The organism is Bacteroides graminisolvens, from assembly GCF_963666085.1.
In the GTDB taxonomy this organism is placed as follows: domain Bacteria; phylum Bacteroidota; class Bacteroidia; order Bacteroidales; family Bacteroidaceae; genus Bacteroides; species Bacteroides graminisolvens.
In genome coordinates this window covers 147,234-168,024 of the sequence record NZ_OY762556.1, presented here as the reverse complement: position 1 = coordinate 168,024, position 20,791 = coordinate 147,234, and the positions used below count along the sequence as shown (strand labels likewise).

The following is a 20,791-nucleotide window of genomic DNA, read 5'->3' as shown; positions in this document are numbered from 1 at the left end:
CCCCGCAGCCTATCGCGAAATTAATTTGTTCTTCAACAAACTCTCGAAGGTGGCTTCCCTTAGATTGCGGGCTATGGGTATCTTGTGATTTTGAATCACTAACTGATTGCCTTCAATAGCCTCCACCTTGAGTGAGTTGATCACGAAAGACCGATGCACTTGTATAAACTGTGGCTCGGGCAGGTACTCCATTATCTTTTTCAGCGGACTATAGGCTATTTCCTTTGACGTTTCGGACTGTATAATGACGTAGTTCTCCAGACTCTGCACGTAGAGTATCTCATTGAGATTGATCTTCTTTAGCTGTTTGTTGTTCTTCACGAAAAGATAAGGCACCTCTTCCGCTGCCGGCTCCTTGGCCAATGCATCGCGCACCTTGTTCACTGCTTTCAGAAAGCGTTCAAACGAAACAGGCTTTAGCAAGTAATCGGTTACATTGAGCTCATATCCCTGCAAGGCATAGTGCTCGTAGGCCGAAGTGATCACAATTTGGGGCGGGTTCTTTAGTTGAGCCAGAAACTCCATGCCCGTTAAGTAAGGCATCTCTATGTCAAGGAAGATGAGATCAACCTCTTGTTCGGCCAATAATGTATTTAATTGAAGCGCATCCTCGCACTCACCAACCAGTTGCAGGAAGTCAATCTTCTCCACGTAGCCTTTGATGCCCTTGCGTGCTATCGGCTCATCGTCTGTTATGACACATTTTATTTTCATGGTTTATAGCTTTATTTTTAGTTCGGCAGTGAACACATCATCGGCCGGAGTAATGGTCAATTGATACCTGGCGGGGTACAGCAGATTTAAACGTCGTTTCAGGTTCTCAATGCCGATGCCCTGTTTGGTTTTCGTCGGCCTGCCTTTCCAGCTCAAAGAGTTTCCAACCCGGAAAGTCAGTTCGTTGCCGCTCAACTCAAAGCAGAAATTAATCCAGTATTCACCGCTAACATACTTGAACGCATTCTCTATTAATGGTTGAAACAGCAGCGGGTGTATTTCCTGGTTGTCCATTCCCTCGTCATAGAACTGGGTGAGCTGCAACCGTTCACTCATGCGCATTTGCTGAAACCGAATGTAAGCTTGCGTGTAATTCATTTCTTGTTTCAAAGTAACTGTCTTCTGAATATCATAAAGCTGGTAACGAAGCAATTCGGACAGCAGTTCAATGGAAGTACGCGCCTGCGTGTTGCCGGCTTCCGTCTGAAAGTAAATGGTATTCAGTGCGTTGAACAAGAAATGAGGATGATATTGAGATTTCAAGAACTTCAGCTCCATGTCGAGTTGTCCCACTTTAGTTTTTTCGAGTTGCAGGGTTTGCTCGTGATAACGGGCGGCTATCATATCGTTGCGTATGATGGCGTAATAGAGCAAAAACAGCGGTATGTATATCACGTTGGCAATGATGTAATCATTGATTCCGTTGCCCATATATAAGATGCCCGTCAATGATCCGATAAACAGAACGAGGTTTAGTACCACAAATAACCCCACAGTGAGCGTAAGGTATTCCTTAAAAATAAATGGCTTGGGCTGAGACAGCTTTTTGGCAATGGTGATTCTGATTCTATAGTCGAGCACATAGCAGAATAAAACGCTCACCCCAAGTGCTTGCAGGTGTTGCATTTTAGAATGTGCCCAGAAATCATCGTTCCGAGGCAAATCAGTAACCAAACGGATGAAGTTGAACATGACAACTCCAAGAATAAGAGGCGAGAGCCAGCGCATTACTTTTTTCATACGGATAGAGTATGATTCATATAAGTTTGGTCTTGAATACAAAAGTAACCAAAATAATGTGCCAAACACTTGACTTTGGTAATATAATGTATTATCTTTGTCATCATAATCTTATAGTATATTCAACTTATTATAGGCGCAAAGGCAGGAGTTCCAACTCTTGCCTTTTTTCGTTGGGCACGGTTCCATTTTTTGCGGAGACGGTTGCTTATTCCTGTTTGCACGGTAGCAAATGGTCCGCGAGAAACCGTGTTACGGCGAAGAGACGGTTTCTCATGACCCAAAAGACGGTTTCTCTTTTCAAATTGCTCGTTATCTTTTTCAAATCGGCCGTTATGTTTTTCAAAAAGTTGGTTATGTTTTGCCCAACTCTTCCCGATGATTCGTGAACCTGTTTCCATTCGTTAATAATATATAAACCTGCTCTTGACAAAAATCGGCCGAAAAGGGGAGGAGAAAGCTGTATTGGTAAAACAATTTCTACGAAGCAAGCCGGCAACTATTCTTTCGTGATATGCCCTGTTCGTTGCTTATAACTTGATTCGTTTACTTTCATTCGATTCGCGCTGCGGAGCGGAACTCTTAATGTTCTCACCGCGTTGCAGCTTATACGAGAAGCTAATTCCGATAGTAGCCTCTTTTCTTTCTTTGTACCGGGCAGGCTGCTCCACATTGATAACCCTTACACGGGTGTATCTGCTGCACAATATGTCGTTCAGGAATAAACGAACGGTTCCTTTGTCATGGAGTATACTTCGTGAAACGGCCATGCTTACAGACCACATCGGACTGATTAACCCTTGTCCCAAAGGCGTTTTTCCGTTCCAATAGCCGTTTAACTCCGCATTCCACTTGTCGGCGGGCTTCAAGTAGTTTCCCAAATAAAACAAGGGAGTCATTACGCGGTTATTCTGCTTTTTATGGTCGTATATCCAGGCGTATTTCTTATAAGTCAGGGTAGCGTTGCCCACCAATGTCCACCAACGGGTAGGGTGTAAATTGACGGCAGTCATCTTGATGCCATACGAATAATCCGACGACATGTTTAACGGATACACCCAAACACGGTTTCCGGCGCCGGCCAGGTAGCTTTTGCAAATGGGGTGACGAGTGTAGGCTCCGAAAAGAATCACTTTGTATCGGTTATTGAATAACAAACCCGTTTCCACTTGATGAGATATTTCTGGTTTCAGTTCCACGTTGCCCTGATCGTATAAATACTTATCGTTGATTGTAACAAAAGGATTCATGTCCTCATAGTTGGGACGCACAATCCGGCTGCCGTAGGCCGCGTTCAGTTTAATCGTCTTGGAAAGATTGTAATCGACCGATACATACGGAAAGAGGTTTCGGTAGCGCTTTTGGAAAGACGAGTCTCTGTTGGAACTGTACTCGTGCAACTGCCCCTTCACGTGCGTCTCCTCAAACCTGAGTCCCACTTCCATGTTAGCACGTTCGGCTATCTTCTTTTGCAGTTGCACGTAAGCGGCATAGATGTTTTCTTCATACTGGAAGTCTTTGTTCATATTCAGCTTGGGCGTCCATGCACCGTTATACTTGTCCGAGTAATTAGTTTCATTGTCGATGTTCACAAAAGAAGCCTTCACGCCGCCTGTTAGTTTGAGCGTTTTCGTTAAGACAAATTCCACATCACTCTGCGTTGACACAATATCAATGTTGTCTCTTAGTTTCCCTCTCAGCGTGTCGGCCTGTTCGTAGTTGCCCTGCCAATAATCATTGTACAGGCTGTTTTGATCCTGTTTGTCAGAAGCCCGGTATGACTGGAAATCAACAGAACCCGTCCACTGGAGTTTAGAAGTTACTTTGTAGCTGTAATCAGCCCCGCCTTGCAGGTTGGTTTGACTCAATTTGTTTTTATTCCAAGTCATCAATGTTGAGTCGGGCTCTGCTTTGACAGAAGTAAAAACAGAGTGCATTCGTTCCTTTCTAACCCTGTCGGTCCAATTTTTACTGACGTACGCACCCACCGATAAACGCGACGATAAGTCGTAATCCACCCTCGTGCGACCATAATATGACTTGTAATTATAAGTACGATGCGCATCCTGGTTCAAGATAACAGGCACTACGGGAGTTTGAGAATAATCAGTATGATCCCTTACTATAAACGTGGGATTGATGTCCGTCCCCTCATAATAAGAATAATTAGCTGATACGTTTAGCTTGTTTTTGCGTAATTGAAACATCCAGTTGCTGTTGCCCTTATTATACTGATCAAGCTGTTGACTACTGGCATGGAACCCAACCAAAAAACCTTGAACATTGTTTTTAGCCATTTCCACCTTGATGATTCCCGATTTGCCCGAGGCCTCGTAGCGGGAAGAAGGCATACTGATCAGCTCAATTTTACCGATGGAAGAAGCCGGAATGGCTTGCAGGTAGGTAGCCAGATTGCTTCCCGAAAGATAAGTCGGCTTGCCATTGAGCATAACAGTAGCACCGCTTTGTCCGTTCAGCAAAATGGTTCCGTCGTCCTTCACCTGCACGCCCGGTAATCTCTTCAGCGCATCAAACAAAGTCCCTTGCGAACCCAGTGACGAAGACGCCAGATTTATCACCGTACTCGACGATGTAAGTTCCATCTCAGGTTTCTTGGCCGTAACCGTCACCCCGGAAAGCAGGTAAGCATCTTCTTTCAAAAGAATACTCCCCAGTTGTTTCTTTTGGTCGGCGCTCAGGGAAAAAGCAATGTACTTGGTTTGAAACCCGATGCCCGATAGTTTCAGAATGTATTTCCCCGAATGAGAAATGCGGATATGGAATTCCCCGTTTCCATTCGTCACCCCTCCGGTTATATACAAGGAATCCGGCGCTTGCAAAGCAATCACCGTAATTTCCTCCAACGGAAGATTCTTCTCATCGGTAACCGTTCCGCTAACCGATTGAGCTGCCAATGGCAATAGTGCCATAAAGCCGGCACAAATGCATAAAATAACTTTGTTGACCATCATCTTTTTCTTTTTCAGCAAAGATAAATGCCCCGTTGCAGTCCATAAAATTTAGATGATGAATGGAATGTTTTCCTTGATGAATGGTATTTGTTGTATTATCGTAATATGGATTATTTATATTTGCCGGCAAACTAAAATATACAAAAGATGAAAAAATATGTATTTCAATGCGCTCTGCTTGTGTTGTTGGCAACTGCTGTTTCTGCCTGCCAATCAACCGTAGAGAAAACTCCGTTGGTACACGCACACCGGGGAGGTATGGCTTTGTATCCTGAAAATACGATTCCGGCCATGATTCATGCAGTTAGCATCGGTGCGCCGGTATTAGAGCTCGACTTGCACGTTAGTAAAGATCATCAGGTGGTGGTGTCTCATGATGCCTACTTTAATGCCGTGAAAGCTTATACTCCCACAGGTGATACGATACCCGAAGAACAAATGAAATCATACAAACTTTACGCCATGGATTATGATAGTATTTCTAAATACGATGTGGGCACGCACCCTAATCCCCGCTTTCCACAACGAAAAAGCCTGAAATGCAAAGTTCCGCTTGTTAGTGAGTTAATAGATAGTGTTGAGAATTATACCAAAACTCACAGTTTGCCGCTTGTTTCTTATAACATAGAGATAAAGTCGGATCCCTCCAAAGATGGAATCTTTACCCCCGATTACAAAACCTTTGCTGATTTATGCATCTCCGTCTTATTAACTAAGAAACTAGGTAACCGTTTGCTGGTACAGTGTTTCGACGTGCGCACCTTGAATTACCTTCATGAAAGATACCCCACACTGCGTTTGTCATACTTGGTTGAAGATCATGTAACTTCGTTTGATGAGCAAATGAAGCGACTTTCATTTACTCCGCAAGTCTACAGTCCCGAATATGATTTGGTAACGAAGGAATTGGTTCAGAAAGCACATGCTCGTCACATGGAAGTGGCACCATGGACTGTAGATAATCGTAGTGATGTTTTTCGATTGAAACAATTGGGAGTAGATGCTATCATAACCAATCAGCCCGACAGTGTGATGCATTGGCTGCATTAAGCAGCTTGTGAAAAAAGTAAGTTACAGATCATTTTTTAAATGTAAAAAGAATATTATTACCAATCTTGTTCTGTTACCGAATGCTTTTTATATCTTTGTTCAGATACTGTATTTCTAACTTTAAATAAATAACTCATGAAATGTAAAACGGCAATTGTATTGTTGGCTTTGTTGTGTGCAACTTCTGGCTTGAGTGATCTTTATGCTCAGAAAAAATCAAAGTTTGGTTCTTTTATTAAGGCGGTAACAGAGGTTGCAACAGAAGGAACCAAGTCAAAAGAGACTGTAAAGACGGATGCTAAAACAACGGAATCAGCTGTTGCTGTCACAAATGTGGTGGCTGAAGTTGTTGCTTGGAAACCGGGTCGACCGGTTTTATCTCCTTCCACGAAGACTGTGTTTGTAAATTCGGTAAAAGCTGATTGTTTCAGTGATGGAATGCTGCGCGTGACGAATACGGACAACTATAAATTTGGTTATTTTGATACGAAGGGTAACAAAGTGATTGATTTAGTTTGGGGTGGTTCAACTAACTTAACTAACCAATTTAGTGGAGGAGCTGCTACTGTAATGAAAGACATGAAGTATCACATTCTGCATAAAGATGGAAGTGTGATACAAATGCCTGCAAACATTACAAGAATGACCGACTTTTGCGATGGCATAGCTCTTGGAGTAAAGAACATGGGAGTCAGAGTGAAAGGTAAACTCGTTTATTTAGATGCTCAGGGTAAAGAGATCTTCCCAACCTTAGGCCAGACAATTGAAAATGCATTCTTTTCTTTTCCTCAATCACCCAGAAAAGTGTCTGAAGGGTTACGTGCTTTTATGGATGTAAACAAGAATCGCTGGGGATATGCTGATAAGACAGGGCGGATTGTGATTCCGGCAACTTATATGAATGCAGATGATTTTAGCGATGGCTTGGCTGCTGTTCAGTTATACGATGCGAATGCTTCTGGTAATTTAGGAAAATGGGGCTTTATTGATAAAGCCGGTAAAGTTGTAGTTGAAGCGAAATTTAGCGAACACCCCCTTTGGTTTGCTAATGGATTGGCTCCTGTGCAGAAGCAAAGCGGTAAGTTTGTCTATATCAATAAAAAAGGTCAGGTTGTGAGTGGCGAATATGACTCAGCTAATAGCTTCTATGCCGGTTATGCTTTTGTCAATCAAGTTTCAAGACCCAAGTATACATCGGTTATCGATACTACATTTACGGAAGTGCGTCGCACATCAGAAATGTATATTCCGTATGAACAAACAGAGATGGGATATCATTTTCAAGATAATGTAGCTTCTGTGAGACTAGGAGGTGATGGCTGTTGGTTGGTATCTCCTGATGGAAAGGAACTTATTAAAGGAAATTACAATGAAGCAATGTTCGGTTACAATAGTGGTTTGGCTCATTGTCAGGCTTTTGTAGGTGATCAAAGATATGATGGTTTTATAAATATCAAAGGCGAATATATATTTATCTTCAAAGACGAGGAATTTTAATCTATTTATAATTTAATTAAGTGAATAAGAAGCATCTTTCTGCACAGACGGAAGGATGCTTTTTTATTTATTAAGACTCCCGGCGCAACAAAATAACACGCCGAATGTTGATTTACTGATAACGTGACTAATTAACGTAATACGTAATAACAATTATGACGAAACGAAATCTGTTTTTGCTGGGTGTGTTGATCCTGGCGCAACTCGTATATGCTGGCAATTGGGACGACACCAAAGCGCAGGCAAAACAAGAAAACAAACTGATCTTATTGAAATTCTCTGGTTCCGATTGGTGCGGACCGTGTATTCAACTTCAGAAAGTGATCATTGACGATCCGGTGTTTGAGCAGTTTGCTCACGACAAACTAGTTCTGTTTAAGGCTGATTTTCCCAGACTAAAGAAGAATCAGCTTCCTAAAGAGCAGCAAGCCATCAATGATCAATTGGCCGAAACGTACAATCCTGAAGGAGAATTCCCCTGCATGGTTTTAATCGATGCACAGGGAAACACGTTGCGCAAATGGCACGGCTACGATAAGAAGCACACGGTGCAGGATTACATGGCCGACGTCAACGCTTTCATCAATAAATAAAAGATGATTCCTGTAAAGGTACAAACCCGCCTGATGGGGAACACGTTTGAGTTCATTGCACTGGCGCCCAACGAACAAATAGGCAATGAGCAGATAGCCGTTGGTGTCGAGGAGGTAAAGCGAATAGAAAAGATATTCACGACTTTCAGCGACAACAGCGTGACCAACGAGGTCAACAGAATGGCAGGTGTTTCTCCTGTTGAAGTGCCGGAGGAATTCTTCTGGCTGGTTTTTCGTGCTCAGAAGATATCGGCACTTACGCAAGGTCTTTTTGATTTGTCGTATGGTTCGCTTGATAAAGACTTCTGGAATTTTAATCGGGCAATGACTCAGCTCCCTCACCCCGATGAGGCCAAGAAATCTGTCAGCCTGATTGACTACAGAAACATTGTGCTGGATGCGCAAACTTGTACTGTTTTTCTGAAGAACAAGGGCATGCGTATAGGCTTTGGTGGGATAGGGAAGGGCTATGCAGCCGATTGCGCCAAACGGAAGATGATGCTGGCCGGTGTTGAAAACGGTATTGTCAGTGCCTCGGGCGACTTGAATGCGTGGGGTTATCAGGAAGATGGCTCTCCGTGGACGGTAGGCATTGCCAACCCTAATTTGAAGCACACTTTTTTTTCCACGCTTAATATTACTAATAAATCCATTGCTACATCGGGTAACTACGAGAAGTTTGTCGTTATTGATAATCAACTTTATTCCCACACCATTAATCCTCGTACCGGATATCCGGTGAAGGGCGTAAAGAGTGTTACCATTATTACAACGAATGCGGAACTGGCCGATGCCATGGCTACCCCTGTTTCTATCATGGGGGTGAAAGACGGATTGAATTTTATTAATCAGATTAAGGGCATTGAATGTGTCTTGATAGACGATGCAGACAAGCTTTATGTATCCAATAACATTAAATTAATTAAATGATGAAGTACGTGTTTTTTATAGTATGCGTATGCTTCACTCTTTTGATGATGGCTTCGTGCGTTAGCGTAAAACCTTATCAGAAAGCGAAACTCAATGATGCGGAGATGGTATTGTCCGGCCGTTCCATTGAAAAGTACGAGAATAATTTCTTAATGTACCGCGAAGGTGCTACCGGTGGAAACGGTGGGCGCACGGGCGGTGGATGTGGTTGTAACTAAAAGAGGGTATTCTAATGAAAAAGATAGTTTATACAGTAGCCTCTTTTATGTTCTTCATGAATGTGGCCAAAGCGCAAACAGATTCTGTTTCGCATCGCAAGTTAAAGATTGATGAGGTTAATTTTGTAACCAGCTACTATCATCAAAGTGGTGATCACTCTGCCGTTACGGGCGGTGTGGGTAGCGAAAACCTCAATGACTTTGGTAACTCAATAGACTTACAGCTTAGTCGATTCGATAAGAAACTGAATAAGCATACGTGGAATTTTGAACTGGGCGTTGATGTGTACAGTTCGGCGTCATCTGACAAGATAGATCCTTCAACCGTTTCGTCTGCTTCAAGCGGCGATGTGCGGTTCTCGCCTGCAGCAAGTTATCTGTTCGAGAATACTAAAAAGAAGTATTCATGGGGCGGTGGCTTGTCGTTCTCGCAAGAGTATGATTATACTTCCTTTGGTGGTAACATGGTTTATTCGAAGTCTTTAAACGGTGGCAATACCGAGTTATCTGCCAAAGCGTCTGTTTTTCTGGATACCTGGAAGGTGTTGCTCCCCGTGGAACTCAGAGGGGACAATATTGATAATAATAACTTTAAGTATAAGCAGGGCGACAGCGCTCCTCGAAACTCTTATAACTTAGGGTTAGGCATAGCGCAGGTGGTTAATAAAGAACTTCAGGTTTCTTTGTTGGCAGACATCGGTTATCAAACCGGACTTCTTGGTACGGCTTATCAACGTGTGTATTTTAGTGATAAGGGAACTCAGTCGTTCTCCGAGAAACTGCCCGATCATCGTTTTAAACTTCCCATCGGCTTGCGAGCCAACTATTTCCTGAGTGACAGGATTATATTGAGAAGTTTTTATCGTTTCTACACGGATAGTTGGAACCTCACGGCTCATACCGCTGAGTTGGAAGTGCCTTATAAAATAACTCCTTTTGTTTCCATCGCTCCGTATTATCGTTTCTATACGCAAAACGGTGTGGATTATTTTAAACCTTATGGAGAGCACCGCATGGCCGATAATCCGGAGTTTTATACAAGTGATTATGATTTGTCTAAATTCAACAGTAGCTTGGTGGGGGTTAACTTCAGATGGATGTCTGCCAAAGGAATATTGGGCATCAAACCGCTGAATGTGCTGGAACTGAGATACGGCTACTATAGCCGTAACGACGGACTAAAATCGCACTTGGTAACGATGGCTTTGAAGTTTAAATAAGCAGTGATTGCCAGGCAGGGAGTCTCTTTTCCGATCAATGTATTGGAGAAGAGACTCTTTTTGTATACATTCGTATTGTCAAACCAATCATAGCATCATGAAAAACATTATCTTCTCTCTCATTCTTCTGTTTTTGGCGCATAGCATGCCTGCCAAGGATGTGGATGGTTACTTGCCGCTCGATAAAAAGAATCCGGTTGCTTTTGGGGGTGATTACATTCGTTATCAAGGAAAGAAAATAATGCTGAATGAGCGTACTTTCTTTGTCGACGGGCGTTTAACGAAAGAAATAACCGATAAATATCCGTATGCTTTTTCTTCTTTTCAAGCGGCGGTTGGGCAACTGAAAGACGGTACGCCCGATGCTCCGATGACTATTTATCTGGCACCTTATGTTTACTGGATTGATAATCCGGATGATGAGGCGGTGCGTGTGCCTGCCGGCGGTGGTATTCCTTATGGAATGAAAGTGAAGTGTAACGGATTGAGGCTTGTGGGACTGACGAACAAACCGCAGCAGGTGGTGTTGGCGAGTAATCGGGGACAAACACAGGGGGCGGTTGGTAATTTTACCATGTTTCATTTTGTAGGTAATGACTTGTCGGTTGAGAATCTTACGATGGGCAACTACTGTAACATCGACCTGGTTTATCCGTTGATGCCGGAGCTTAACAGAACCCGAAGGGCCGATGCCATTGTGCAGGCGCAGCTGGCTATTTGTGAGGGCGACCGCATCATGGCGCGTGGGGTGCATTTTGTGAGCCGGCTCAACTCGTGCCCGTTGGTGGGAGGGAAGCGTGTACTGTTTGACGACTGTTATTTTGAATGTACGGATGATGCGCTTTGTGGTACGGGAGTGCATGTTAATTGCAAGTTGAAGTTGTTTAGTTCCAAACCGTTTTATGCTACGCAGGGCACAGGGGCGGTGTTTCTCAATTGCGACTTTGAGGTGGTAACGCGTGAAAGGCAGTACCTCACCAAAGTAGGTAGTGCGGTAACAATGGTCGACTGCCGGTTGCATACGGTTCAGTCTCCTTTATACGTAGGTTGGACGCAAGACCCCACACCCGATTTGAAGTGTTATCAATATAACGTGTCGCTCAACGAAAAGCCTCTTTTTATTAATAGATTAAAGCCAGCCAATACGGTAGACATGACGGGAAAGCGGGTGCTCGATGCTTATCGTTTGGTGCACAAAGGGGCGGTGGTATACAATACGTACAATTTATTGCGCGGTGCCGATGAATGGGATCCTCTGAAAAACAAGAAGACTATTGAGATGATTGGTAAGGCAACGGGTAAGAAGTATACGGCTGTTGCTACCATGCTGACTGTTTCTCCGCGCCGGTGCGAGTTGGAATCGGGGGTTAGTACTCAATTGCTTCAGGCGCAAGTTTTATTGTTTGGCAATTTACCTGCTAATGCAGAAACTGTGCATTGGAGCTTATCGCCCGAGGATGCCCAGATAGCTCGTTTACAAGTAAAGGAAGATGGTAGTTGTGAAGTATCCGGACATAATGATAACGATGAGGCGAAAACGATACTTGTTAACGCTTGTACCGAATCGGGCTTGCAAGGTGCTGCGGCTATCCTTATTTTACCTCGCTATCTGGAGGCGCCTGCTTTTACGAACTTGCCACGAATTGAGTGGAAAGAAAAAGGAATATTGACTGTGCAGTATGAATTAGACCTTGCCGGAAGGGTTGATGAATCTCTTATTATGTGGTATCGTTGCACGGATGCGAAGGGAAGTAATGCTGTACCGGTGGCCGTTTCACGATTAAATAAACCGGAGCAAACGTATCGTCTTTCACCCGGAGATGTGGGGTATTATCTTATGGCTTCGGTTGCTCCCAAGCATTTGCGTTGTCGTGCCGGGCAGGCTGAAAGTGTGGTGTGTGCTCAGGTGATTCGTACAACGGATGTGTCAGGGCGCGACTTTATGACTGATTTCAGGAATTTCCCGACTAATTATCAGCCGAAGATTATTCCTGGCTTTTGGACGGTAGATGGATTTAAACCTGCTGACACAGCGGCATTCGACTGGCAGCCGGATCCTGCCGGTAGTTGGATGTACGGTTCCGGAGTTGATGGGGCATCGGGTAGTTGGGGACTTTTACAAGCGGCCAAAGGGGCACGTTTATTGTATACTCCTGTGGCAGACAAGTGCGCGGGTATGGTTGTTTCTCTGCAAATAGATCCTTGCAAAACGGCGGGACAGGGTTTTGGTAGTGCAACGGGACAGTATTTGGATCTATATATTCAGTTTGACACACGCACGTTAACCGGTTACGGTTTACGCATTGTGCGCACTACCAAATATGACAAAGCGGTGGAATTTATACTGATGAAGTTTGTTAACGGAGTTGCTACTCCGCTGGCTGAGCCGGTGGCTTCCTCTTGTTATCGCTCCACTTGTAGCATTCGTTTGGCAATGGTGGGAAACAAACTGACCGCCCACGCTGAATCCAATGCGCGCACGGTCGATGTAACGGACCACCGTATTCTTCCGGTGGTAGATATGAGTGCAGTAGTGGAACCTTTGTCTTTTGCTGGAATGGGTATTCAACATACCGGATCCGTGGGTGCCAGTGCTTCGTTACTTAAAGAGATGAAAGTGGAATGGAAGTAACCCTTAAACTTAATTGTTAAGTAAGTCTTTCAGGAAAGTATCCAGTTCTTCATCCAGTCCTTTGAGCAGATCATCGTTTACAATAAGTGTGTCATCGTCAACAATCAGTAGCTCGGCAACGGTTTCTTTGTCTTCATCAACAAGTACAAAGTTGTAGGGAGTCATGATAGGTAGCCTGTCAAAAGTACCTTCTTCCTTTAACTTGCCCAGCAACGTTTGCAATATGTGCTGCATTTCTTCATAGAAATCATCACTGTCATCGTTCGCAAACTCTTCAATGCTAATGCATGCCAGTTCTTTATCTTCGTCATCGAATATAATGAGATCGCCCGAATTCTGATTCGGTTGCAGATGAATATCTGTAACGACGGATTGTTCCGGTAAGCCGGCGTATTTATTGACTGCTTTCTGAATAGCTTTTTCTATGGCAGACAATGACTGTTGACTTAGTTTCATAAGACTTTTTATTATTTGAGAGTCAAAGGTATAAAAAAAACAAATATGCTTCTCCGTTTTGATTAAAAATCATCTTTAAACCGGTCCATTTGCATGTTTAATTTGGCTATGTTCGACATCCGTTCTGATAAGTCGGACAAATACACGCTGATAGAAAAATAGTTGGGGAAGGTATAAATGCTTTTCTTTTCTTTCATTTTAGTTGTTGCTTTCTCAACTTCATCAGCTAGGTTTTGTGCTATGGTAGCCCATTCAACCGCTTGAGGTATGCTGTCTTGCATCTCATAGTAAAGGGCGCTGTTGAGTGCAGTCCTCATCTTTACTTTTTTACTTTTACTTTGCTGATATTCTTTTTGCCACAACTCAAATGCTTTTTCCCACTCTTGCTCACGAACGTATACTGCCGCATCACGCATATTAACAGAGCCGTTTGAATAGTAAAAGCGTTGGGAGGTTTTCCAAGAGGGAGTCAGCTTATTCACCGGAATGGTTCCGCCAAAATCGGAAGTTTGTCTAATGAGTTCTTCATCTTTAATGAGTTGTGCCATGGCTGAAGTTTCTGTTGAGGCGCCTTCTTCCCAAAGTATACTGTCATTGAGTACCAAGCTGGCCATTGCTCCGTTTCTTTTGGGCAGATAAGCTTTTACACTAGTAAATACTCGCGCATCGGTTGTTGCCAGAAAAACGTTCCAATCGGGCATAAACTTTACGGTTCTTACTGCCTTTATCTGAAGATTTTCTAAAGAGATGAGCAGGTCAACGTCTAGTTTCCGACACAGTTCTTCTACTTCACTTTTGCTCAGCGTGTTTTCCCGAAGTATCACATCATTGGCTCTTAAAGCAGAATCACAGATCACTACTTCGTTGAAATAGTTAGCATCGGCTAACCCGTTAGCCAACGATTCGGTTGCTATGGCTGCATCACCCCAAAAATACGTGGTGCTTTTTTTAATTTCATTGACCAGCAGTGGTTCTTTTTTCTGAGGAACGTTGATGATATTACTATCGGGCACTGCCGATGTGTTATTGACAACGGCAATTCGTTTCAGATTCGAAGGGAAACTGATTTCGGCCGGTACCAGGTAATCAATGGATAAGGTCTCCAGACTCTGGCAGGCGTTAAGGCTGAACAGAACAGACAAACAGATAAAATAGGTGCGTATCTTAATCATGGCATCAACAGATTATGTATTCCACAAAAATACAATTTCTTCTATTAATATGTATATAAAATGTTATTAATATTTATATAAACAAAGAACCCCGACAGAAGTTCTATCGGGGTTCTTAAGTTTATAAGGGGTTGTTATTCGTTACGACCGTGGCAGTTTTTGTACTTTTTGCCGCTTCCGCATGGGCAAGGATCGTTTCGACCAACTGTTTTCTCAGCTCTTACGGGCTCGCGTTTTACTTCGCGCGTGTCTTGTTGGGCTGCTGCTTGTTGGTGCGGATCAGAAAGGTCGCGCTTTTCTTCGCGATACTTACTCATGTCCTGACGTTCTTCAGCCGTAGCTTGTCTTAGCTGTTGAGGTTCCTGAACTGGAATTTGTCCGCGCATCAAAATGGAGATGGTTTGGTTATTGATCTTGTTCACCATGGTATCGAACAAGTTTACTGATTCCAGCTTGTAAATCAACAGCGGATCTTTCTGTTCATAACTTGCGTTCTGTACAGAATGTTTCAGCTCGTCAAGCTCTCTCAAGTTTTCCTTCCAAGCTTCGTCAATCACATGAAGTAAGATTGATTTCTCAAAAGCTTTCACCACTTCTTTGCACTCGCTTTCGTAAGCCGACTTCAAATTGCATGATATGTTATACATGCGTTTGCCGTCGGTTATAGGGATCAGGATGTTTTCGTACATGTGTCCCTGAGTCTCGTATACTTGTTTGATAACCGGATAAGCGATTTGAGCCAGACGTTCTGTTTTGCGTTTGAAGTTAGCCATAGCCACATCAAACGTTTTGTTGGCTAACTCTTCTTTCTTATTGTTACGAAACTCTTCTTCAGTGAAAGGAGTTTCCATGGCAAGGGTTTGCAACAGTTGCATTTGGCATTCTTCGTAATCAACGCTTTCGATGGCTGCCGCGCAACGATCCCATATCATGTTTACAATATCCATACCGATACGCTCGCCCATTAAAGCATGACGGCGTTTGGTATAAACCACTGTACGTTGTTTGTTCATCACATCATCGTACTCAAGCAAACGCTTACGGATACCGAAGTTGTTTTCTTCGACTTTCTTCTGTGCACGCTCAATGGAGTTAGAAATCATTTTGTGTTCAATCATCTCGCCTTCTTCAAAGCCCAGACGGTCCATAACACTGGCAATACGGTCTGATGAGAAAAGGCGCATCAAATCATCTTCTAGTGACACGAAGAATACGGATGAACCTGGATCGCCCTGACGACCGGCACGACCACGCAACTGGCGGTCCACACGGCGAGATTCATGACGTTCTGTTCCGATGATTGCCAAACCGCCTGCAGCTTTCACTTCTGCACTTAACTTGATGTCGGTACCACGACCGGCCATGTTAGTTGCAATGGTTACTGTTCCGCTGAAACCTGCCTTGGCTACAATGTCGGCTTCTTTTTGGTGTAACTTGGCATTCAATACATTGTGATCTATCTTACGCATGGTAAGCATCTTGCTTAACATTTCAGATATCTCAACCGATGTAGTACCTACCAATACCGGACGACCGGCATGTACCAATTGTTCAATTTCTTCAATGACAGCTTTGTATTTTTCACGTTTAGTCTTGTAAACGCGATCATTCATGTCAGTACGAGAAATGGGTTTGTTGGTTGGTATTACTACCACATCAAGTTTGTAAATGTCCCATAACTCACCGGCTTCTGTTTCAGCAGTACCCGTCATACCCGAGAGTTTGTGATACATACGGAAATAATTTTGAAGCGTAATGGTTGCAAATGTTTGCGTAGCGGCTTCCACTTTCACACGTTCCTTAGCTTCAATTGCCTGGTGCAATCCGTCTGAGTAACGGCGACCTTCCATAATACGTCCGGTTTGCTCGTCAACAATCTTCACCTGTCCGTCAATAACAACATATTCATCATCCTTCTCGAACATGGTGTATGCTTTGAGTAGCTGGTTGATTGTATGTACGCGTTCTGACTTGATGGCATAGTTTGTCATCAATGCATCTTTTTTCTCTAGCTTTTGTTCTTCGGTAAGTCCGGTCTCTGCTTCTAGGGCCGAAAGTTCCGACGCAATGTCTGGTAAAACGAAGAGCGTGTGGTCTTCTGAGTTTCCTGTAATCAAGTCGATACCTTTATCGGTAAGATCTACGCTATTGAGCTTTTCATCGATAACAAAATACAACGGGTCAGTTGCCTCGTGCATACGTTTGTTATTCTGCTCCATGTAAATTTCTTCCGTTTTCAGCATGCCGGCTTTAATACCTTGTTCACTGAGGTATTTGATCAGAGCTTTATTCTTAGGTAATGCTTTATGGCTGCGAAACAAAGCCAGAAAGCCTTCTTCCTGGTCTTTCTTGTTTTCGGAAGCAATTAATCTTTTGGCGTCTGCCAGGTATTTGGTGGCAAGTCCTTTTTGAACTTCGACTAAGCGTTCTACTAATGGACGAAGACCTTCAAATAGTTGATCTTCTCCTTTGGGTATAGGACCCGAAATGATAAGTGGGGTACGGGCATCGTCAATCAAAACAGAGTCGACCTCATCAACAATACCATAATTGTGGCGACGTTGTACTAAGTCTTTCGGACTGATTGCCATATTGTCTCTCAGGTAGTCAAAACCGAATTCATTGTTTGTTCCGAAAGTGATGTCGGCCATGTAAGCGCGACGACGTGCATCAGAGTTGGGTTGATGCCTATCAATGCAGTCAACACTTAGCCCGTGGAATTGGTAAAGAGGACCCATCCATTCTGAGTCACGTTTTGACAGGTAATCATTCACGGTAACAACATGTACACCGTTGCCTGTCAGTGCATTGAGGAATACCGGCAATGTGGCAACAAGCGTTTTTCCTTCACCGGTAGCCATTTCGGCAATCTTACCTTTGTGAAGTACAACACCACCAAATAACTGCACATCGTAGTGTACCATGTTCCAAAGAATTTCGGCACCTCCTGCCATCCAGTGATTTTGATAAATTGCTTTATCACCTTCAATGCGAACGAAGTCTTTCGTTGCTGCCAGTTCGCGGTCAAAATCGCTGGCGGTAACAATTATCTCTTCATTTTCAGAAAAACGTCGGGCGGTTTCTTTCACGATTGAAAATGCCACCGGAAGAACTTCGTCGAGTGCTTTCTCGTATATTTCAAGAATGTCTTTTTCTATTTTGTCAATCTGAGCAAAGTGTTCTTCACGAAATTCAAGTTCAAGGGTTTCGGTTTCTGCTTTGAGAGCTTCAACTTTTGTTCGTTCGGCTGCTGCCGATTCATAGATATACTTCTTGATTTCCTCTGTTTTTGCACGGAGTGCGTCATTGTCTAACTGGGCAACTTCCGGATAGGCTGCTTTGATTTTCTCTACCCATGGCTGAATTTCTTTCATGTCACGTGCCGACTTGTTGCCGAGGAGTTTACTTAAAAAACTATTAAATCCCATTTTATGTATTTTTATTATTTACTGATGAATATATGTGAGCGCAAAGTTATACTAAAATGCTGATTTATTTGCGCTTCACTCTTCCTTTTTTAAGAGGAATATTTACCGAATGCCGGTTAGAGGAGATGTTTTGCAACCGTTCGGGGCACGTATTCTGATCGCATGTGCGATGGTTGGAGCTATATACTCAACAGAGGTTGGTATTTCAATAATTTCAGGCTTTACTGAAGCGCCTAAAAGAATAAGGGGAGCAGGCGTGTTAGCTGCTCGGACAATGCGACTATTTGTTGCTTGTTCTTCAACAATGGTCCATCCTGGTAATACATCAATTAATAAGTCGCCCGAACGTTTTCGGTTGAATGCATTCCTTATTTTATAAATTTCCGGTGTCCATGCACCTAATAATAGTCTGTGAGCAGAATATACTTCATTAACACCACTAAATTGCACAAGGAAATCAGCTGCCTTTTCTTGTATGTCAGTAAGGTTGAGCTGTTTTTTCTCTATTAGCTTATGGTTTAGGTAAATTTGCTGGTTGTGATATGCTTCCACATATTGCCCTTCGCCGTATGTAGCCATCAGATAAATATTGAGTAACGCAGCACAGCGGTTGAGGTGGAACTCGCCTCCTGGTATGCGATATTTCCCGAAATCGGCAGTCTCGGGGTCGGTATATCCGGTGGATGTGATGAAAAGCATTACGTTATGTAAACCGACTTTTTGATCAAGCAAATCTAGTAATGCTGCAATGCTTTTATCAAGTCTTACATACGTATCTTGCATTTCAAGAGCGCATTCACGAGGACTTTTGTGATCGTAATTTCCGGCATAATAGGTTAGTGACAGAATGTCTGGTGTTTCGTCTTTACCAATGGTGCTGTTGGCAAATAACTCTGACGTCAAGGAGTTTACTTCATCGTTAACAAAGGGGCTGACAATGAATCGTCGATATTTGTTTTTTCGAGCATCATCAAATTTGTATTTGAACGTGTCCTGTACCCATTCGGCAGTCAGGTATTTATAGTTCTCTACCGGTAATGCCGGTGTCCATACCATATTGTCAATTCTGAAGTCAAGTGCTTTCCGATCATTATATTGGCTTACCCACCAAGGGAAATCGCTGTAATATGTTGTACCCGCCCATTTACCCGTATCATCGTTTAACCAAAACGCACCATTAGCCGCATGACCGGCTGCCAAAACGGCGGCTTCCCTAAATGGAGAAATGGCGTAGACTAATCCTTTACCTTGGGTTGCAATTTTAAGTTCATCAGTAATGGTTGAGGTTAACAATTTTGAAGGAGAAGTACTTTCATTGGTATAATTCCCCATAAAAGAAGCATCGTCAACGCAATTCACTGGGCGGAGAGACGATATATCGAGCCAATTATTAGCTATAATACCATTAGCAGACGGAGTAGTACCGGTATATATGGCAGCAATGGCAGATGCACGATCGGGTTGAGCAAATGAATATTCAACGTTACGATAAACTCTTCCCTCTTTCCATAACCTTTTCAGACCTTTTTCCCCATACAAAGCCGAGAATGCTTCCAGATAGTCAGTGCGGAGCTGGTCAATTGTAAGTCCTACAATCAGCTTGGGGGTAGAAGGAACCGACTGAGCCTGAAGCCCGGTGAAAGTAAGTACGGTGATGAGGGAGGTTAATAGTCCTTTCATTTGTTATGATTATATGCTAAAATGTAATTGCTTGCTGAACGTATCAACAAACTTAGGGCCAAAGGTAATACAGCTAAGTCAAATCTTTGAGGTATTAGGACCCAAAGCAATATAAATAGTGTTAAAACCACTGAATTTAGGATGTGATACAAACATTTTTGCTGTTTAATGCTCTTGTAAATAATGAAAGGAAGGGCAATAATGTGAAACGGATGAAAAATAAAGAGTAAATAATTGGGGCTTACAGTTGGGTGCTCGGAGAAGTTTGCTAAGAATGTAAGGATACAGCCGATGATCCCCGCACTAAAAAATAGTATTAAATCAACACCCCACATGCTTTTACGCTTTTTTAAGCCGTATATCGTAATTGATGTCACTAAGGTAAATAGGATGAGAGAGGCTTGCCATGGAGTAACTCCTGCAGCCTTGCCGGTTATGCTATCTTCTCTTTCTGGGATTATGTTTTGGGTGGTAAGGATTAACTTCTTTGAATAATTATTATTGGTTTTAATGACTGCACTTTCAAAACTACGCTGCAAATAGAGAGGTGCAAACATTTCCTGACGCAGCGTAATGGGTAAATCAGCTTGAGATCCTAAGCACAGATCAATACCAAAACGCGTCCACGGATAGTTCGCTGTGTACTCATGCACAATGTCTCTGAATGATTTAGACGAGATTTGGTTCTGATAATGAATTTTTCCATTGATAGACTCTTCTATGATATCTCTTGGTCGTGTTGCACAGTTATCAAAGAAGTAATTGTAGCGGTATACTCTGTTTTGAGGCCTGTAATTTTCCTGCAGTAATTGGAATAGCTTGTTTTTCTCATCTGAGGTTAAATTCAATATTTGTTCGTTTACACCTCGCTCTAAATATATATATTCGGATGCAAAATCCTGATAGCTGTTAACCCCCAATTCGTAGTCGGTTTCTCCTTTAATAAAACGCCATAGAAAATGAGGGGTTTTGAAGCTGAACATCCCATAATTAAAAACGATATCCAGTTTTTGTTGTGGATCTTGGTATCTGATTGCTGTATGGCCAAATAAAGAATAGACCTCATCTCCAGGTGCACATGTGAGCAAACTTATCCGTATGGAGTCTTTCTGATTCACTACGGAAGTTGAAAACATAACTCTGGCATTCAATAACAAAGCTAACAACAGTATACAACGGAGTACTTTCATATTAATAAGAAAAGATGTA

General features: G+C 42.9%; 16 protein-coding genes. 7 read left to right on the top strand and 9 right to left on the bottom strand.

Features of this window, described 5'->3' with window-relative positions; translation table 11 throughout:
• Positions 1-9: 9 nt before the first annotated feature.
• The 4 genes from ACKPCE_RS00755 to ACKPCE_RS00740 all read right to left on the bottom strand — a co-directional run bounded on the left by ACKPCE_RS00755 (position 10) and on the right by ACKPCE_RS00740 (position 4,706).
• Positions 10-714: a LytR/AlgR family response regulator transcription factor gene (locus tag ACKPCE_RS00755; protein ID WP_319503841.1), complete on the bottom strand. Its 705-nt coding sequence runs from the start codon at positions 712-714 to the stop codon at positions 10-12.
• A gap of 3 nt (positions 715-717) precedes the next feature.
• Entirely contained in the window at positions 718-1,734 is a 1,017-nt protein-coding gene (locus ACKPCE_RS00750) for a sensor histidine kinase (RefSeq protein WP_319503840.1), read from the bottom strand.
• A gap of 122 nt (positions 1,735-1,856) precedes the next feature.
• Complete coding sequence (locus tag ACKPCE_RS00745; protein ID WP_319503839.1) at positions 1,857-2,135, bottom strand: hypothetical protein; 279 nt, start codon at positions 2,133-2,135, stop codon at positions 1,857-1,859.
• Positions 2,136-2,264: 129 nt separating this feature from the next.
• A complete protein-coding gene (locus tag ACKPCE_RS00740) occupies positions 2,265-4,706 on the bottom strand; it encodes a TonB-dependent receptor (RefSeq protein WP_319503838.1) in 2,442 nt (813 codons plus the stop codon).
• A 147-nt stretch (positions 4,707-4,853) separates the two neighbouring features.
• On the opposite strand from ACKPCE_RS00740, the gene ACKPCE_RS00735 reads away from it, so the two are divergent.
• The 7 genes from ACKPCE_RS00735 (at position 4,854) to ACKPCE_RS00705 (ending at position 12,846) form a co-directional block, all read left to right on the top strand.
• Positions 4,854-5,756 carry a glycerophosphodiester phosphodiesterase family protein gene (locus tag ACKPCE_RS00735; protein WP_319503837.1) on the top strand — a complete coding sequence of 301 codons (903 nt, stop codon included), beginning with the start codon at positions 4,854-4,856 and terminating at the stop codon, positions 5,754-5,756.
• Between the two features lie 135 nt (positions 5,757-5,891).
• Positions 5,892-7,253: a WG repeat-containing protein gene (locus ACKPCE_RS00730; RefSeq protein WP_319503836.1), complete on the top strand. Its 1,362-nt coding sequence runs from the start codon at positions 5,892-5,894 to the stop codon at positions 7,251-7,253.
• Positions 7,254-7,408: 155 nt separating this feature from the next.
• On the top strand, positions 7,409-7,846 hold the full coding sequence (locus tag ACKPCE_RS00725) for a thioredoxin family protein (RefSeq protein ID WP_319503835.1): 438 nt from the start codon (positions 7,409-7,411) through the stop codon (positions 7,844-7,846).
• A gap of 3 nt (positions 7,847-7,849) precedes the next feature.
• Positions 7,850-8,776 (top strand): FAD:protein FMN transferase, encoded by a 927-nt coding sequence (locus ACKPCE_RS00720; protein WP_319503834.1) that lies wholly within the window; start codon positions 7,850-7,852, stop codon positions 8,774-8,776.
• Positions 8,773-8,994 carry a DUF4266 domain-containing protein gene (locus ACKPCE_RS00715; protein ID WP_024996218.1) on the top strand — a complete coding sequence of 74 codons (222 nt, stop codon included), beginning with the start codon at positions 8,773-8,775 and terminating at the stop codon, positions 8,992-8,994. The genes ACKPCE_RS00720 and ACKPCE_RS00715 overlap by 4 nt, the downstream gene beginning before the upstream one ends.
• Positions 8,995-9,008: 14 nt before the next feature.
• The gene (locus ACKPCE_RS00710; RefSeq protein WP_319503833.1) at positions 9,009-10,214 is read left to right on the top strand and encodes a DUF3570 domain-containing protein; all 1,206 of its coding nucleotides are present in this window, start codon (positions 9,009-9,011) and stop codon (positions 10,212-10,214) included.
• Positions 10,215-10,311: 97 nt separating this feature from the next.
• On the top strand, positions 10,312-12,846 hold the full coding sequence (locus ACKPCE_RS00705; RefSeq protein WP_319503832.1) for a pectinesterase: 2,535 nt from the start codon (positions 10,312-10,314) through the stop codon (positions 12,844-12,846).
• 9 nt (positions 12,847-12,855) lie between these two features.
• Here the strand turns inward: ACKPCE_RS00705 and ACKPCE_RS00700 are convergent, their stop codons facing one another.
• The 5 genes from ACKPCE_RS00700 to lnb form a co-directional block, all read right to left on the bottom strand.
• Positions 12,856-13,302, bottom strand: a complete 447-nt coding sequence (locus ACKPCE_RS00700) for a hypothetical protein (protein ID WP_319503831.1) — start codon at positions 13,300-13,302, stop codon at positions 12,856-12,858.
• Between the two features lie 62 nt (positions 13,303-13,364).
• Positions 13,365-14,474: a DUF6340 family protein gene (locus ACKPCE_RS00695; RefSeq protein ID WP_319503830.1), complete on the bottom strand. Its 1,110-nt coding sequence runs from the start codon at positions 14,472-14,474 to the stop codon at positions 13,365-13,367.
• Between the two features lie 134 nt (positions 14,475-14,608).
• Positions 14,609-17,902, bottom strand: coding sequence for a preprotein translocase subunit SecA (secA, locus tag ACKPCE_RS00690; RefSeq protein WP_319503829.1), 3,294 nt, complete (start codon positions 17,900-17,902; stop codon positions 14,609-14,611).
• A gap of 102 nt (positions 17,903-18,004) precedes the next feature.
• Complete coding sequence (locus ACKPCE_RS00685; protein WP_319503828.1) at positions 18,005-19,582, bottom strand: alkaline phosphatase family protein; 1,578 nt, start codon at positions 19,580-19,582, stop codon at positions 18,005-18,007.
• Positions 19,579-20,778 (bottom strand): lipoprotein N-acyltransferase Lnb, encoded by a 1,200-nt coding sequence (lnb, locus tag ACKPCE_RS00680; RefSeq protein ID WP_462676496.1) that lies wholly within the window; start codon positions 20,776-20,778, stop codon positions 19,579-19,581. Before lnb ends, ACKPCE_RS00685 begins: the two co-directional genes overlap by 4 nt.
• Positions 20,779-20,791 lie beyond the last annotated feature (13 nt).